Origin of the sequence: Devosia sp. (genome assembly GCF_036563435.1) — a bacterium.
GTDB lineage: Bacteria > Pseudomonadota > Alphaproteobacteria > Rhizobiales > Devosiaceae > Devosia.
The window spans coordinates 154,658-170,083 of the sequence record NZ_DATCMJ010000012.1 but is presented as its reverse complement, the minus strand read 5'-3'; the positions used below and the strand labels follow the sequence as shown (position 1 = coordinate 170,083).

The 15,426-nt window shown below is 64.1% G+C and carries 10 protein-coding genes; 4 read left to right on the top strand and 6 right to left on the bottom strand.

What is annotated here, in order from left to right:
- The first annotated feature begins 44 nt into the window (after positions 1-44).
- A complete protein-coding gene (locus VIL88_RS06810) occupies positions 45-1,946 on the top strand; it encodes a diguanylate cyclase (protein WP_331987198.1) in 1,902 nt (633 codons plus the stop codon).
- Positions 1,947-1,955: 9 nt separating this feature from the next.
- On the opposite strand, the gene VIL88_RS06805 is transcribed toward VIL88_RS06810, so the two are convergent.
- Both VIL88_RS06805 and VIL88_RS06800 read right to left on the bottom strand, forming a co-directional pair.
- Positions 1,956-2,891: a siderophore-interacting protein gene (locus VIL88_RS06805; protein WP_331987197.1), complete on the bottom strand. Its 936-nt coding sequence runs from the start codon at positions 2,889-2,891 to the stop codon at positions 1,956-1,958.
- Positions 2,892-2,929: 38 nt separating this feature from the next.
- Positions 2,930-4,798: a glycosyltransferase family 2 protein gene (locus VIL88_RS06800; RefSeq protein WP_331987195.1), complete on the bottom strand. Its 1,869-nt coding sequence runs from the start codon at positions 4,796-4,798 to the stop codon at positions 2,930-2,932.
- Between the two features lie 411 nt (positions 4,799-5,209).
- Between VIL88_RS06800 and treY the strand changes: the two genes are divergently transcribed.
- Both treY and VIL88_RS06790 read left to right on the top strand, forming a co-directional pair.
- Entirely contained in the window at positions 5,210-7,651 is a 2,442-nt protein-coding gene (gene treY, locus VIL88_RS06795; RefSeq protein ID WP_331987194.1) for a malto-oligosyltrehalose synthase, read from the top strand.
- A gap of 103 nt (positions 7,652-7,754) precedes the next feature.
- Complete coding sequence (locus VIL88_RS06790; RefSeq protein WP_331987192.1) at positions 7,755-10,313, top strand: membrane-bound PQQ-dependent dehydrogenase, glucose/quinate/shikimate family; 2,559 nt, start codon at positions 7,755-7,757, stop codon at positions 10,311-10,313.
- A gap of 351 nt (positions 10,314-10,664) precedes the next feature.
- On the opposite strand, the gene glgX is transcribed toward VIL88_RS06790, so the two are convergent.
- Positions 10,665-12,746 (bottom strand): glycogen debranching protein GlgX, encoded by a 2,082-nt coding sequence (gene glgX, locus VIL88_RS06785; RefSeq protein WP_331987191.1) that lies wholly within the window; start codon positions 12,744-12,746, stop codon positions 10,665-10,667.
- A 208-nt stretch (positions 12,747-12,954) separates the two neighbouring features.
- On the opposite strand from glgX, the gene VIL88_RS06780 reads away from it, so the two are divergent.
- Positions 12,955-13,470: a hypothetical protein gene (locus VIL88_RS06780; protein WP_331987189.1), complete on the top strand. Its 516-nt coding sequence runs from the start codon at positions 12,955-12,957 to the stop codon at positions 13,468-13,470.
- A 31-nt stretch (positions 13,471-13,501) separates the two neighbouring features.
- Here VIL88_RS06780 and VIL88_RS06775 read toward each other — a convergent pair whose 3' ends face one another.
- From VIL88_RS06775 to VIL88_RS06765, 3 genes are all read right to left on the bottom strand, one after another.
- Positions 13,502-13,732: a hypothetical protein gene (locus VIL88_RS06775; protein WP_331987188.1), complete on the bottom strand. Its 231-nt coding sequence runs from the start codon at positions 13,730-13,732 to the stop codon at positions 13,502-13,504.
- Between the two features lie 115 nt (positions 13,733-13,847).
- Complete coding sequence (locus VIL88_RS06770) at positions 13,848-14,384, bottom strand: DUF1003 domain-containing protein (RefSeq protein ID WP_331987187.1); 537 nt, start codon at positions 14,382-14,384, stop codon at positions 13,848-13,850.
- A gap of 6 nt (positions 14,385-14,390) precedes the next feature.
- Positions 14,391-15,419 carry a UDP-glucuronic acid decarboxylase family protein gene (locus VIL88_RS06765; RefSeq protein WP_331987185.1) on the bottom strand — a complete coding sequence of 343 codons (1,029 nt, stop codon included), beginning with the start codon at positions 15,417-15,419 and terminating at the stop codon, positions 14,391-14,393.
- Positions 15,420-15,426 lie beyond the last annotated feature (7 nt).

The following is a 15,426-nucleotide window of genomic DNA, read 5'->3' as shown; positions in this document are numbered from 1 at the left end:
ATGACCTAGGAGGGGCCAGGCGTGCCCTTGGATCTGGAGGCGTCGTGACGTCATTCTGGCAGATGCTTGCCGGCAACCTTGCTGTCGTTGCGCTTTTCGTGCTCGGCTGGGGGCATGCGCGCTATTGGCTGCGCGCCGTGCGCGGGCCGATCCGCAGCGCGCTGTTCGGCCTGACCATGGGTGTCGGTGCGGTCAGCTCCATGCTTATGGCCGCCGAGGTGCGTCCGGGCCTTTTCCTGGATCTGCGTTTTTCGCTCGTGGCCGTTTCGGCCTTTCTCGGTGGCCCGGTGGCAGCAGCAGTCGCCACTGCCCTGTCGGCCGGTTGGCGCCTGGGACTGGGTGGTTCAGGGGTGGTGCCGGGCCTACTGCTGATGGTGGCAACCGCCGGCGCTGGTCTCGGCCTTCGGGTGCTGACCGCACGCTGGAACACCGACCTGACGCAGGTCGTGGCGCTGGCACTCTGCGTGACCTTGTTGGTGCTGCTGTTGACAGTCGCCGTGCCGGTGGATGCGATGCTGTCGGCACTTGCCATCTACATCTACCCCACGGCGGCACTGAACTTCGCGGCCACGATCTTGGCGGGCCTGGTGGTGCTGCATGCGCGCCGGCGCGCTGCGGAGCGCGACCTGCTGGTGGCGGCACTCGACCAGTCACCCAACTTTTTCTACGTGAAGGATCACCACAGCCGCTTCGTTGCCGTTAACCAGCGGGTGGTGGACTTCAATAGCTATTCCAGCGCCAAGGCGATGATTGGCAAGACCGACTTCGAACTGACAACGCCGGAGCGCGCGCAGGAGCTTTACGAAACCGAACAAGCCATCCTGCGCAGCGGCAAGGGGCAGTATGGTATCGAGGAGCACATCCCCGACAAGGCCGGGACCATGCGCTGGTTCAGCACCTCCAAGGTGCCTCTCTATAGTCCAAGCTGCGAACTCATTGGGCTTGCCGGCGTGACCTATGATGTCACCGAGGACAAGCAGTTGCGCCAGGAGTTGATCGACAGCCGCAACATGCTGTCCTTTGCCCTCGCCGAGATGTCCGATGGCCTTGCAATGTTCGACAGTGAGGGGCGGCTCGAATTCTGTAACGAGCAGTATCGGGAATGCTTTCCCTATACAGGCAAGCTGCGCCAGCCCGGCGCGCACATGCGTGAAATCCTCGAGGAGGTCATCAAGTCGGGTGAGCAGGTGATCGAGCCGACGACGGCGCCGGCCGAATGGATCGAGCGCATCCTCGCCAACTTGAACCGTGAGAGCGAAGAGATCATCAGCCTGTTCGACGGGCGCTGGCTGCAGGTCCGTACGCGTCCGACGAGCGAAAGCAAGACGCTGGTCGTGGTCACCGACGTCACGCGGCTCAAGCAGGCGGAGCTGGCGCTGCATTCGGCGACCGACAAGCTCAACGAACTGGTCAATACCGACGCGCTGACGGGGCTGCTCAATCGCCGCGCCTTCGACAGCGCCATGGACACCGAGATCGGCCGCAGCGGTCGCGCGGGCAGTCCCATGAGCCTGCTGCTGATCGATGTGGATCGCTTCAAGGCCTATAACGACCAGTATGGTCATGTGTCGGGTGACGAATGCCTGAAGCTGGTGGCCAGCCATCTGCAGAGGAGCCTCAAGCGCTCGGCGGATCTGGCGGTGCGTTATGGCGGGGAAGAGTTCGCCGCCATCCTGCCCGAGACGGACGAAGACGGCGCCTATCTTGTGGCGGAGGCCTTCCGCAAGTCACTGGCCGATGCGCGCATCCCGCACGAGGGCAGCGAGCGTGGCATCCTAACGGCAAGTGTTGGTGTGGCCACCTACATGCCGGATAACTTCCACCGCAGCGCTTCAGAACTGATCCAGGCCGCCGACGAGGCGCTCTACAGTGCCAAGGCGGCCGGCCGAGACCGGGTGTTCGGTACGCGCGTCAAGGCCAAGCAGGCGCGCTACGCGCATGAATAGCTTCAAGGGCTAGAGGCCGAGCTTTTCCAGCGTCGCGTCATATTCGTCGCGCACCGTCTCGGCATCGCGACCCGAACTCCAGGCGGCATCGATCTGCGCCTTGATGGCTGGGTCGAGCGCGGCCCACCTGGCGTCCCATTCCTCGCCCTCATGGGTCCAGTAGCCGACAAGCTGGTAGCGCTCGGGCGGAAGCTGCAGGTGCTGGCGCACGAACTTGCGGATGGCCCGCACCACCTTCTGTTCGCCTGCCACCCAGACATAGCCAGGTCCCTTGGGCAGCGGCACGCTGCGCACGATCTCGTCCATGCGGCTGGCCGCCACGCCATTGCCGCTCCCATGCAGCCAGGTCACGGTGGTCCTGGCGGGCAGCGGCAGCACCTGTTCGTCTTCCGGCGCCGCGACTTCGAGGAAGATGCGGGTCTCGATCTGCGGTGAGACCTGCTCCAGGATCCGGGCCACGGCGGGCAGGCCTGTCGCGTCGGCGACCAGCAATTGCCAATGTGTGTCGCCTGGCGGGGCATAAAGGCCACGCGGCTTGTTGATGGTGACGGATGCGCCCAGTGGCGCCGCAAGCGCCCAGGCGCAGGCCAGGCCACCCTCGTGGATCACGAAATCGATGTCGATCTCTACTGGATCCTCGCGATAGCGGCGGATCGTATAAGTGGAGTAGCGGATCGCATCCTGACCGTCCGGATAGGTCCAGCGGCCGTCCTCGCTGATCTCGGGCAGGTGCAGCTTGCCCGTCTTCTCGTTTGGGAAGAACAGCCGGATATACTCGTCCGCAATGCCGGTGGTGCGGAAATCGGCAAGGCCGGGGCCGCCAAAGGTCAGGCGCAGCATGCGCGGTGTAAGGTGCCTGCGCGACTGGAGCGTCGCCTCAAAGAACATTCCCGCCATGGCGTCCATCCCGTCTTGCACAAGGGCAGTGACGGAGACTGCCGCCACACGCCACTGCCCGTGCTAGCTTATCATGAACGAAGTGGTCAAGTTATGAGCTGCGGCACCGGCTGAAGCTGCGGCTGGCCTGTCGTGGCTTTGGGGCTCGTTGCCCTGTCGGCGGCCGAGACCGGCTGATGCGGCGACTTGAACCAGTGGAACGGACGCCGGACCAGATCCCATGCAGCATTGGCTGTTGCGGCTCCCACCAGTGCCCAATAGAGCGGCAGCGACAATTGGCTAAGGCGCAGGTGTGCGGCGCCAACCCGGCCGAGGCCGACAAGGCCCGTCGCCACGGCACTGCCATAGCCTACTGCCAGGATGGCGAAGTAGAAGGCCGGCCACAGCGAGCCATCGAGCAGGGGGGCGCCGAGCGCTACCCGGATGGCGAAGGTTGCGAGAAAGGCGCAGTGGAGCACCGGCGCCACGATCATGCCCAGGACAAGGGCCTCCCACACCAGGAAGGCATGGAGCCCCATCTCCTCACGCAGCCGCGTGGGGCTGTTGTTGTGAACGATATAGGTCTGCATCCAGCCCTTCATCCAGCGAGTTCGTTGCCCGAACCACGGCCGGAACCGGGTGGGCGCGGCCTCGCGCGTTGCCGACGCCAGGACATCAACCCGGAGCCGGCGCCGCGCCAACCGCGTGCCGAGGTCGGCATCTTCGGTGACATTGAAGGCGTCCCAGCCGCCGATGTGGCGGAGGGCATCGAGGCGGAAGTGATTGGACGTGCCGCCCAGGGGCATGGGCATGCGCCAACGGGCGAGGGCGGGCAGCAGCACGGTGAAGAGACCGGCATATTCGCCGGCGAACTGACCAGCCAGCCAGTTGCGGCGACCATTGCTGATCACCAGGTGCGCCTGGAGGCAGACAAGCTCGGGATCGTCGCGGAAACGCACGGCGGCTTTCCAGAGCTGGTCCGGGTCAGGAATATCCTCGGCGTCGAACACCACGACGAAGTCACCCCTGCAAAGCGGCAGGGCGAAGTCGAGCGCCTTCGGCTTGGTGCGCGGCCGGGAGTCGGTCACCGCAACCAGCGAAAAGCGCGGATCGCCCAGCCCGGCGCGAACGGCGGCGATAGTTTCACTGGAGGTTTCTTCCACCACGAACTTGATGTCGAGCCGGGCCGCCGGGTAGTCGAGCGCCCGCATGGCAGCAAAGAGCTGCGGCACCATGGCGGCTTCGCTGTGCAGAGGAATAAGGACCGTATAGACCGGCAGTTCCTCGTCAGCTGGACGCCGCAGCACCGGCGGGGATGGCAGCGGCTCAAACAGGGCGGCAAGCCGAATGGCCGTCGGCGCCAGCAGGAGCACCACGACGAAGGGCAGCAGCAGGACCTGGGCGAAATGGGGCGCTATCAGCACGATGATGACCAGCGCAACAAGCCCGACGGCAAAGCCGAGGCGGACAGTGCGCGTCAGTTCCAGCTGTGCAGTGGCATAGGGCCAGCGGCGCGCCAGGTTTTGCCGCGCTCCGTCGACCAGCGCCGGGCCGGCGGCGTCTACCAGGTATTCGCGCAACGCCGCTTCGGGCACGAGGCAGATGTAGTCGTGCAGGATCGGCTTGGTTGCGAGGCGCCGCTTCATGCGGATCACCGAAAAGAACTCCGGCGCTGCAAACGCAATGTCGCGGCCATGGACGTTGATCCGGAACAGGCGCACTTCCGCCAGCGCCTCAAGCCGGGTGGGCTCGACACTGCCGCGCAGGCCGGGCGGAATGGCGTGGGCAAAAAGATAGCCGCTCCACCCCGCGGCGCGTTCCATGATGACGGAAGGGGGAATGCCTAGCGTGGTCGCACAATAGCGGAAGACGTCGACTTCGCTCGCCAGTGCCGCATCCAGCGTTGCCGCGAGTTGGGCTTCCTCAAGCCGATTGTCAGCCAGGATGGCATTGAGCAGGCTAAGGGCTTCGGACATGGCAGCGCTCTTTCACAAGGGCACCACGGGCTCCCCGTAGTCGAGGCTGACGTTCGTCATTGGATCGGAAATTGAAATGGCGACTGCCCTCCCGGAGACGGAGGGGAGATCATTGATACTTGTTGTTGTGGAACCAGGATAGTCTTGAACAAACATCGTATTGCCTCCCAGCGATCGATGATGCCTCTGACATGTGCAGCAGGAGCCTCCTGCATTTTTACTAAATTGGCAAGTATATTGTTGTGGAGGACATCTATGCTTAAAGGTTGTTCGGTGTCAGTCATTTAGATGAATGGATCGAGGGAGCGGCAGCTGTGGTGACTTGTCCGGCACGGGACAAACTGATGGCAGACTTGCGTTAGACGCAACCAGAATGGCGGAACAAAGCCGCAGGCCTGCCGTTGCGGTGCCATGTCAACACAGCCCCTTCTCCGCGCCACCTATCGTCTTCAACTCAACAAGGACTTCACCTTCGCCCAGGCGGCGGACCTTGTGTCCTATCTGGCTGATCTCGGCATCAGCCACGTCTACCTCTCGCCGATCCTGATGGCGCGGCCGGGCAGCACGCATGGCTACGACACGGTGGATCACACCAGGATCAACCCCGAACTGGGCACGATCGAGGATTTCCGAGCCTTAGTCGGGAAGGTGCAGGAAGCAGGAATGGGCGTGATCCTCGATTTCGTGCCCAACCACATGGGCGTCGGCGGCGCCCATAATCGCCTTTGGCTGGACGTACTCAAGCACGGCGAAGCCAGCGAATATGCCGACTGGTTCGACATCAACTGGCACCCGGACCGGGCAGAGCTGGATGGCAAGATCCTGGTGCCGTTCCTGGGCAAGACCTATGCCGAGGTTCTGGCTGATGGCGACATCGAGCTGCGCAGCGATGAAGACGGTTTCGCCGTCTGGGCCTATCGCGCCGAGAAACTGCCAATTCGTCCGGAGGACGAGCAGGAACTGATCGGGCTCCATGGCGATCCGTCTACTGCTGCAGCGGTTCTTTCCGAGCCTTCCGGCCGCAATTCGCTGGACGCACTCATCCAGCGGCAGCATTGGCGGCTGGTTCACCATGCGGTGGCCGCCGACGAAATGAACTACCGGCGTTTTTTCATCAACGCGGACCTAGCCGGCATTCGCATCGACCGACCCGAAGTTTTCGATCATGCACATAAGCTGATCTTCCAGCTGATCGAGGAAGGGCTGGTGCAGGGCCTGCGCATCGACCACGTCGATGGGTTGCTCGACCCCAAGGGATATCTGGAGAACCTCAGGGTTAAGTCGCCGCGCCCCATTCTCTTGTTCATCGAGAAAATTCTGGCGCCGCATGAGCACCTGCGGCAGGACTGGCCGATCGATGGCACCACCGGCTACGAGTTTGGCGAGCAGTTGACCCGTGTGCTGGTGCCGGGGGAGGCGGAGAAGCGGCTCACCGACATCTATCTCGACTTTGCCGGCCCGGTGCGGGGGCCTGAGGAACTGGAATATCAGTGCAAGCTGCGAGTCATGGACAATGAGCTTGCCGCCGAGCTGACCACGCTAGCACAGTACCTGGCAGAGGTAGCCTGGGCGGTGCCGGAGACGCGCGAGCTGACCGAGAACGGCTTGCGCAAGGCGGCGCGTGACGTCGTCGCCCATCTCGCGGTCTATCGCACCTATATGGACGACGCGGGCTCCACTGAGCTGGACCGGCGCGAGATTGGCCTGGCGGTCGCTAAGGCGCGGCGCACCAGCCCCTATTTCGCGCCAGCCCTGTTCGACTTCATCGAAAAGCTCCTAGGCGGCAATTTGGGCCACCACTACGATCCCAAGCTGGTTGCGCAGGCCGTAGGCAAATTCCAGCAATATACCGGCCCGGTCATGGCCAAGGGGCTCGAGGACACGGCGCTCTATCGGTATCACCGCTTGATCGCCCTCAATGAAGTGGGCGCCCATCCAGAGCGCTTCTCGGTCAGCCCTGAAGCCTTCCATGACGGCAATCGCCGGCGGCTGGCCAACTTCCCGCGCGCCCTGTTGGCGACGTCCACGCACGACACCAAGCGGGGCGAGGATTTGCGCGCTATCAGCGGCGCCATCGCCGAACATCCAGAGGAATGGGAAAAGGCGGTGCTGACCTGGCGGGACATGCTGCCGAGCGATGCCATTCACCGCAACGACCTTTATCTCTTCTTCCAGCTGCTGCTGGGCGGTTGGCCGGCCTTCGGCGAGGCCGAGGGTCTAGCCGGGCGGCTCAATGCGACCATGGAGAAGTCCCTGCGCGAGGGCCGCGAGCGGAGCGACTGGGCTTTCAGCAACGGCGCCTACGAGGGCGAGGTCAACGCCTTCATCGATCGCGCCCTCTCGGACGAGGCATTCCTCTCTCGGTTCCAGGAGGATCGTGCCCTGTTCCTCGAGACGGGGCTGCGCAAGGCGCTGGTGCAGGTGGCGCTGAAGCTGACCGTGCCGGGTGTGCCCGACATCTACCGTGGTGCCGAGGACTGGGAGCAGAGCTTCGTCGACCCTGACAACCGCCGGCCGGTGGACTTCGAAGGACTATGTAGGCGGCTGGCCGCGCCCTCGGGCGCGCTTGACGATAAGCTGGTGCTGACGCAGGCGCTCCTGCAGCTGAGGCAGCGCATGCCGGACCTGTTTCTCCTCGGCAGCTACGAGCCGGTGCCGACCACGCCCGACAAACTGGCTTTCCGGCGGCAGTACGGCACCGGCGAGTTGCTGGTGGCGGTCGACCTGCGGGCGACGGGTTCGGGCAAGGTCACGCCTTTGCCGGGTACCGGCGAGTGGATCGACGCGCTGGGTGAGCTCAAGGCGTCGTCTGCGCTGGACAGCATCTTCGTGGGTTACCGACAAGTCGGCTAGGCGGCGGGCGCCACAAACGCCCGCCGGGGCAAAAAGGTTGCACCGCGTGGCGGAACTGTGGCGCGATTGAGGCGTTGGCTCCCGACTGTTCAAGGAGACCAAGATGCCACCCAGCTATAGCGACCACAGCCGCCGCACCTTTTCCTTCTGGTGGACGATGCTGATGGCGCTGCTGCTGCTGGCCTTTGGCCTGCCGTTGGCGGCCGGCGGCCTGTATCTGATCACGCTGGGCGGCTCGTGGTATTATCTGCCGGCAGGTTTGGCCCTCGTTGCGACGGCCTATTTCCTGTTCCGCCGCAACATTGCGGCGCTGTGGATCTATCTCGTCACCTATGTGGCCACCGTCGCCTGGGCCCTCTGGGAAGCAGGCCTCAACGGCTGGGCGCAGGTGCCGCGCCTCGTTGCGCCCACGATCGTTCTCGTCCTGGTGCTGACGACGCTGCCAGCGCTTCGGCGCCAGGGTGGGCAGTGGCGCAGCAGCGTCGCGGCTGCCGCGACGGTGATCATCGGTCTTGTCGGTGCCATCGGCATCGGCAGCAATAGCGGCCAGCCGCTGCAGGCGCAGGAGACCTCTCCCGCTCCTGCCGCTCCGGAAGCTACGCCAGCGCCGGCCGCTCCACCCGCTGCCGCGCCTGAAACGCCAGCCGAGCCGTCGGCAGGACCGGCAACTGAGCCAGCACCAGCCGCCGCTGCCCCACCCGCGCCACCCGAGCCCACCTATGTGGCCCTGGAAACCGGCGCCGACTGGCCAGCCTATGGCGGCACGCATCGGGCGACGCGCTACTCGCCGCTGACAGAGATCACCCGCGACAATGTCGATCAGCTGGAAAAGATCTGGGAATTCCGCACCGGCGACCTGCCGGAGGATGACGAGCCTTTCGGCAACCAGAACACGCCCGTCAAGGTCGGCGACCGGCTCTATCTCTGCTCGGCGCTGAACAAGATCAGTGCCCTCGACGCGGCGACCGGTGCCGAGTTCTGGACCTATGACCCTCAAACACCGACCGACGCCATCGGCTACAATGCCTCCTGCCGTGGTCTCGTCTATTTCGAGAACCCGACCGCTGGCGAGACCGATCTTTGCGCCACCCGCGTGGTCAACCTGACCCACGACGCGCGCATGATCGCGCTGGACACCGAAACCGGACAGCCGTGCGCCGACTTCGGCAATGGCGGCGTGGTCAACCTGCTTGAAGGCATCGGCGATACCGCGCCCGGTTTCTATGCGCCGACCTCGCCGCCGACGCTGGTGCGCGATGTGCTGGTTGTCGGTAGCCAGGTCAGCGACGGACAGTCTCGCGAAGCGCCGTCTGGCGTCATCCGCGGCTTCAACGCCGTGACGGGCGAACTGGAATGGGCCTGGGACATGGGACGTCCCGACCAGAAGGGACTGCCGCCCGAAGGCGAGGTCTACACGCCCGGTACGCCCAATGTCTGGACCATCATGTCCGGCGACGATGACCTGGGCCTCGTCTACCTGCCCATGGGCAATTCGGCCGTCGACTATTGGGGCAGCGACCGCTCCGAGGCGGAGAACACCTATTCGACCGCCATTGTGGCGCTCGACGTGGAGACCGGCGATGTCGCCTGGCACTACCAGACGGTCCACTACGACGTCTGGGACTATGACTTGGGGGCGCAGGGCTCGTTGATCGACTTCCCCACGCCAGAGGGTCCGGTGCCGGCTATCGTCATGCCGTCCAAGCAGGCGCAGTTCTTCATTCTCAACCGTGAAACCGGCGAGCCGCTGGTCACCATCGAGGAGCGTCCTGCACCGCAAGGCGGCGTCGAGCCCGAGCGCCTGTCGCCGACCCAGCCCTACGTCACGGACTTCCCCAACCTGCTCAAGGCCGACATCACGGAAGCTGATATGTGGGGTGCGACGCCGCTCGACCAGCTCTGGTGCCGCATCCAGTTCCGGCAGGCGAGCTATGAGGGCGTCTATACGCCGCCCACCGTCGATCGGCCCTGGATTCAGTTCCCCGGCTATAATGGCGGCACGGACTGGGGTGGCGTGGCGATCGATCCCGAAAAGGGCATCATGATCGCCAACTACAACAACATGCCCAACTACAACCAACTGGTGCCGCGGGAGCAGGTGGACGCTGCCGGCGTCTTGCCGATCACCGATCCGAACTACGATGCCGATGCGGGCGGCGGCTCGCATGGCAGCCTCAGCCCGCAGGCCGGTGCGCCCTATGGCATCAGGGTCAATGCCGGCTGGCGCGTGCCCTTTACCGGGCTCCTCTGCTCGACGCCGCCCTATGGCGGGATCGCGGCCATCGACCTCAACACGCGCGAAGTGCTGTGGGATCGCCCCTTCGGCTCCGCTCGAAAGAACGGCCCCTTCGGCATCCCCTCCATGCTGCCGGTCGACATCGGCACGCCCAACAATGGCGGCGGCGTCATCACCGCTTCCGGCCTGTTCTTCATCTCGGCGGCGACCGACGATATCCTGCGCGCCATCGATATCGAGACCGGCGAGGAAGTCTGGCAGGCAGAACTGCCGGCGGGTGGGCAGGCAACGCCCATGACCTATGAAGCCGGTGGACGGCAGATCGTAGTAATCAATGCCGGCGGGCATGACTTCATGGAGACGACAATCGGCGACTACTTTATCGCCTATGCGCTTCCGGAGGGTGCGGAGGCGGCTCAGCAATAACGGCGCCCGGGTGCCGGCTCGGCGGACTGCCCCGCTGACGGGTGGCGGGGTTCGTGCACAGCCAGACTGTCACCCTCGGCTTTACCCGAGGGGTCTTGCTTCACCAACGTTCCGCAAGTGCAGCGCCCTCGGGTCAAGCCCGAGGGTGACGGCTGGTGGGTTACTGCGCAGGGACAGCCAGACCGTTACCTTCGGACCCCCGAGGGTGACGGCTGGTGGGCTATTCTGCGGTTAGCGCAGCTTCCTCCACTGGAGCTACTGACCCACGCCGCAAGGAAAGGCGGAAGCAGCCGGTGGGGCTGCTTCCGCTTGGGGGGCTAGATCGGGGTCGATCTGGCAGACGTATCGATTCTAATGCAGAAGCAGCAAGGAGCGGGCGCCCATGGTGATGGTGCGGCCGGTCCGCACCGTGCGGGTTTCTTCAGGCTCGGACGTGTCGATCTCAACGGTCCAAGTGCGACCCTCGCTGCGCTCAGGCACCACGAAGTCCACATCGCCGTCATGGGGATTGAACAGGATCACCAGCTCCCACCAGATACCGTCCTGGTCCTTGAGATCATCGCGCGACAGGCGCAGGCCAAGCGTCGTGGCGCCGCTGTCATTCCAGTGCTCGGGCAGTTGCTCCCCGCCACCAGGGTTGTACCAGGTAACCCCCATCATATCGCGCCAGTTGCTGCGATGGAGCAGGGGCTGTGCCTGACGGAGTTCGATCAGCCGGCGAACGAAGTCTGTCAAAGCCTTTGCATTGTCGCTGTGATCCCAATGGACCCAGCTGATCTCGCTGTCCTGGGCATAGCCATTGTTGTTGCCGCCCTGCGTGCGGCTGAACTCGTCGCCGGCCAGCAGCATCGGCGTGCCATGCGAGAGGAATAGCGTGGCCAGGAAATTGCGCTTCTGCCGCTCGCGGGTGGCGACGATGCCCTCGTCGTCGGTCTCGCCTTCGGCGCCATAGTTGAAGCTGCGATTGTCGTTGTGGCCGTCGTTGTTGTCCTCGCCATTCGCTTCGTTGTGCTTGTCGTTGTAGGAGACGACGTCGTGAAGGGTGAAGCCGTCATGGGCGGTGAGGAAGTTGACGCTCGACCAGGGCCGGCGGCCACGCAGGTCATAGACGTCGCCCGAGCCGGTGAAGCGGGCGGCAAAGTCCTGCGACGTGTCGTCGGTGTTCTTCCAGTAGTCGCGCACGGTGTCGCGATACTTGTCGTTCCACTCGGCCCAGCCGGGCGGGAAGCCGCCGACCTGGTAGCCGCCAGGGCCGATGTCCCAGGGCTCGCCAACGAGCTTGACCTTGCTCAGCGCCGGATCCTGCCCGACGGCATCGAAGAAGCCGCCGCGCTGATCGAAGCCCTGCGGTTCGCGTCCCAGAATCGTGCCGAGGTCGAAGCGGAAGCCGTCGACATGCATTTCCTCGGACCAGTAGCGCAGGCTATCGGTGACCATCTGCAGTACGCGGGGATGGCTGGTATTGACCGTGTTTCCGGTGCCGGTGTCGTTGATGTAGTAGCGCGCCTCGCCGGGCATGGTGCGATAGTAGGAGAAGTTGTCGATGCCCTTCCAGGAAAGGGTCGGGCCCATCTCGTTGCCTTCGGCGGTGTGGTTATAGACCACGTCGAGGATGACCTCGAGGCCAGCATCGTGGAAGGCGCGGATGGTGTTGCGCAGGCCGTTGATGCCGTTGGGGCCATAGTAGCGGCTGGCCGGGGCGAAGAAGCCCAGCGTGTTATAGCCCCAGTAGTTGCGCAGGCCCTTCTGCAGCAGGAAGTCGTCGTCGGGAAAGAAGTGGATGGGTAGCAGCTCCACCGAGGTGACGCCGGTCGACTTGATGTAGTCGACGACCTCGCGCTGGCTCAGGCCTTCGAAGGTGCCGCGCAGCTCTTCCGGAACTGCCGGATGGAGCTGGGTGAAGCCCTTGACATGGGTCTCGTAGAAGATGGTCTTGGCCCAGTCGATATTGGGCTTCTGATCGTCGCCCCAGTCATAGCCGCGCGGGTCGATCACCTTGCCCTTGGGCATGAAGGGCGCGCTATCGGCATCGTTGAAGGAGAGGTCCTTCTCCTCGGCATCGGCAAGGTAGCCGAAATGAGCTGGAGACCATTCCACATTGCCCACAAGCTCGCGCGCATAGGGGTCGAGCAGCAGCTTGTTGGGATTGAAGCGGTGACCGTTTTCCGGTTCGAACGGGCCGTGGACACGATAGCCATAGAGTGTGCCAGGACCGACGCCGGGCACATAGCCGTGCCAGATCTCGTTGGTATATTCGGGAAGGGTGATCCGGTCCGTCTCCGCGCCCGTTGCCGCATCGAAGAGACACAGCTCGACCCGGGTGGCATAGGCGGAAAAAAGGGCGAAGTTGGTGCCTTCGCCGTCCCATGTAGCACCCAGGACGGAGTAGTCGCCGGGCAGGATCTGGCGGGAAGTCGAAATGTTGTCGGACATGGGATCTCTCTGTTTGCTTCCAGCAACGGCGGGTGCCCGGCACCGGTTGCCTTGTTGAAGCCAGGCGGCGCAAATAATGCCGCCGATGCGGCGATCTGGAGCCCGTGAGCAGCCCTTTAACCTGCGTTGGATGTGCCGGAGCAGCGCAACGACGGACGACAGAGGCCGTTTCGGACGCAAGGGCTCTATCCCAGCCAAGGAGAATTCCATGACATCGAACTTCATGGCCACTTCGGCCGCTGCCATGCTTTGCGCACTGACAACACCGGCCTTTGCGCAGTCGTTCACCCTCAACGGAGCAGCCGTGCCTGCCGATCAGGTCGGCCGGCTTCAGGCGCATTGCGATGCCCTGCAGGCCAAGCAGGAGGGATCAGCCCAAGACAGCAGTTCCGCGACGGCTCCTGCGGACGAAACGGCAACGCCCCCGGCCGGCAGTGCCGATGCCGGCGCTGAGTCCGATGTGGCTGAGGGCGCGGGCGCCGCTGCGGCAGCCAATCAGTCGGCCAGCGAAACGGCTGCCGCGACCAATACTTCTGGTGCGATGGCGGCTGGAGCCCCGGTGGATTTCGCGACGCTCGATCTTGCCACGGTCGATCTTGAAGCCTGCCGCACGGGCGGCTTTATTGGCGCCGATGGCTCGTCGGCACCCACTGGGCCAGCAGGCTCCGGCGCTGCCGGCACCGAGACCCAGACGGGCTCAAGCGGCGCGGAAGCTGCGGAATAAAAGAGGGCGCCTGCGAGGGCGCCCTTTTTGCTTAGCCGTGGCTCCAGCTCATCAGGTGCTTGCGCCGGCGCGCTTCCTGGTTGAGATAGCCCGACAGCATGGTTCGCACCGTATCTGCCGCCGGGCACGGCCCCAGCGGAAGCGTCATGACGCGCCCGCCGATGCTTGCATGAATGGTGGATTGTTCGACGAAATAACTGGCACGATACGGACTGCCGCCGTGCTCCACCTCGACCTCGAGAATCTGGGATTGCCGCTCCATGTCATCCGCCTCCTGACATGGTTCCACCATGCGGCCAACGCATAGCGGCGTCAATTAATCCACGTTAGCAGAAGGTTAAGTTTGGAACTTTTTCGGCAACTGGGTCGGCTCAGGCTCATTCCTCGCCAGGCGCGCCTTTGGCCACGGCATCAAGGATAACTTCAGGCTGGGTCTCCTGAACCAGATCCTCTAGATCGAAGCCGGTCCCGGTCTTGATGCCGAGATGATCGACGATCGCCTGAGTCATGACCATCAGCCGTGTGGTTTCCTGCTCGGTGAGGAGGCTCACCTGCAAATCGAGCTCGGCCTTCTCCTCGGCCTCTTCGGTCATCTGGTTCTGGTTGATGAGAACAAAGGTCGAGAGGAAGATCGCTTCCACGGAGGCGGCCATGGCCAGGACGACCAGCGACGGGTCCCAGCGCGGGATGCCCGGGATCAAGCCGACATTGGCCAGGATCCAGCCACCGAAGACGACTAGGTGAATATAGACGAAGCGCATGCTGCCCGCGAACTGGCTGATCGCGTCGGCGACCTTGTCGCTGCGCGAGCGCTTGGCGCGGCGCTCCTCGCGCCACTGCCGGATCGACTTGATGTTGCGCAGCACCGAGCGCGGGATGCTTTCCTGGTCAGGTATCTTCCCGTGATCGGTCATGATGGCTCACAAGGGCGCTGCGGCGACGGGATGGCGCGCCGGTTGGATCGGTTTACCCCTGGGAGCCTGGCTGTCCCGCAGGGACTGCGCGAACCAAGGTATGGTGAGCTCGAGCCCTTGCGCCAGCGGAATGCGCGGCTCCCAGCCGAGCAGTTGCTTGGCGCGCGTGATATCGGGGCGGCGGCGCTGTGGGTCATCGACCGGCAGGGGGCGGTGCACGATCGGTGAGGTGCTGCCGGTCATCTCCAGAACCAGGTCGGCCAGCTCGGCGATGGTGAATTCGCCGGGATTGCCGATATTGACCGGGGCCCCGGGATTGGGATCGACATTCATCAAGCTGATGAGCCCGGCGACCAGGTCGCTGACATAGCAGAAGGAGCGCGTCTGCTCCCCAGTGCCGTAGATGGTAAGCGGTTCGCCGCTCAGCGCCTGGACGATGAGGTTGGAGACGATGCGCCCGTCCTCGGGGCTCATGCGCGGGCCATAGGTGTTGAAGATGCGCACGACCCGGGCATCCACCCGGCCGGCGCGCAGCATGTCGAAGCACATGGTTTCGGCGGCGCGCTTGCCCTCGTCATAGCAGGCGCGGGGGCCGGTGCAGTTGACGTTGCCCCAGTAATCCTCCTGCTGCGGATGCTGCTGGGGGTCGCCATAGACCTCGCTGGTCGAAGCCTGGAGAAAGCTCGCGCCATGCTGCTCGGCGAGGCGCAGCAGGTTGGCAGTGCCTACCACGCTGGTCATCATCGTGTGGAGCGGGTCAGCCTGGTATTGTGGTGGGGAAGCGGGGCAGGCGAGGTTGTAGATCTGGTCCAGCTTCTCTTCGACGCTGACCGGTTCGCAGATATCGGCTTCGATCAGGCGAAAGCCGGGATGGTTCTCTAGCGCCCGGACATTGGCTTCGGAGCCGGTCTGATAGTTATCGACGCAGATGACCCGGTGCCCTTCCGCCAGCAGGGCGTCGCAGAGGTGCGAGCCGACGAAGCCGGCACCGCCGGTCACCATGATGGTCTTGCCTTTGCCGTTGGTGGGTTTCATGGCGTGA

Bases quoted from the DNA above. Each gene is read 5' to 3' on its own strand.
- VIL88_RS06800 (WP_331987195.1), bottom strand. From the start codon at position 4,798: ATGTCCGAAGCCCTTAGCCTGCTCAATGCCATCCTGGCTGACAATCGG.
- treY (WP_331987194.1), top strand. From the start codon at position 5,210: ATGTCAACACAGCCCCTTCTCCGCGCCACCTATCGTCTTCAACTCAAC.
- VIL88_RS06790 (WP_331987192.1), top strand. From the start codon at position 7,755: ATGCCACCCAGCTATAGCGACCACAGCCGCCGCACCTTTTCCTTCTGG.
- glgX (WP_331987191.1), bottom strand. From the start codon at position 12,746: ATGTCCGACAACATTTCGACTTCCCGCCAGATCCTGCCCGGCGACTAC.
- VIL88_RS06780 (WP_331987189.1), top strand. From the start codon at position 12,955: ATGACATCGAACTTCATGGCCACTTCGGCCGCTGCCATGCTTTGCGCA.
- VIL88_RS06775 (WP_331987188.1), bottom strand. From the start codon at position 13,732: ATGGAGCGGCAATCCCAGATTCTCGAGGTCGAGGTGGAGCACGGCGGC.
- VIL88_RS06770 (WP_331987187.1), bottom strand. From the start codon at position 14,384: ATGACCGATCACGGGAAGATACCTGACCAGGAAAGCATCCCGCGCTCG.
- VIL88_RS06765 (WP_331987185.1), bottom strand. From the start codon at position 15,419: ATGAAACCCACCAACGGCAAAGGCAAGACCATCATGGTGACCGGCGGT.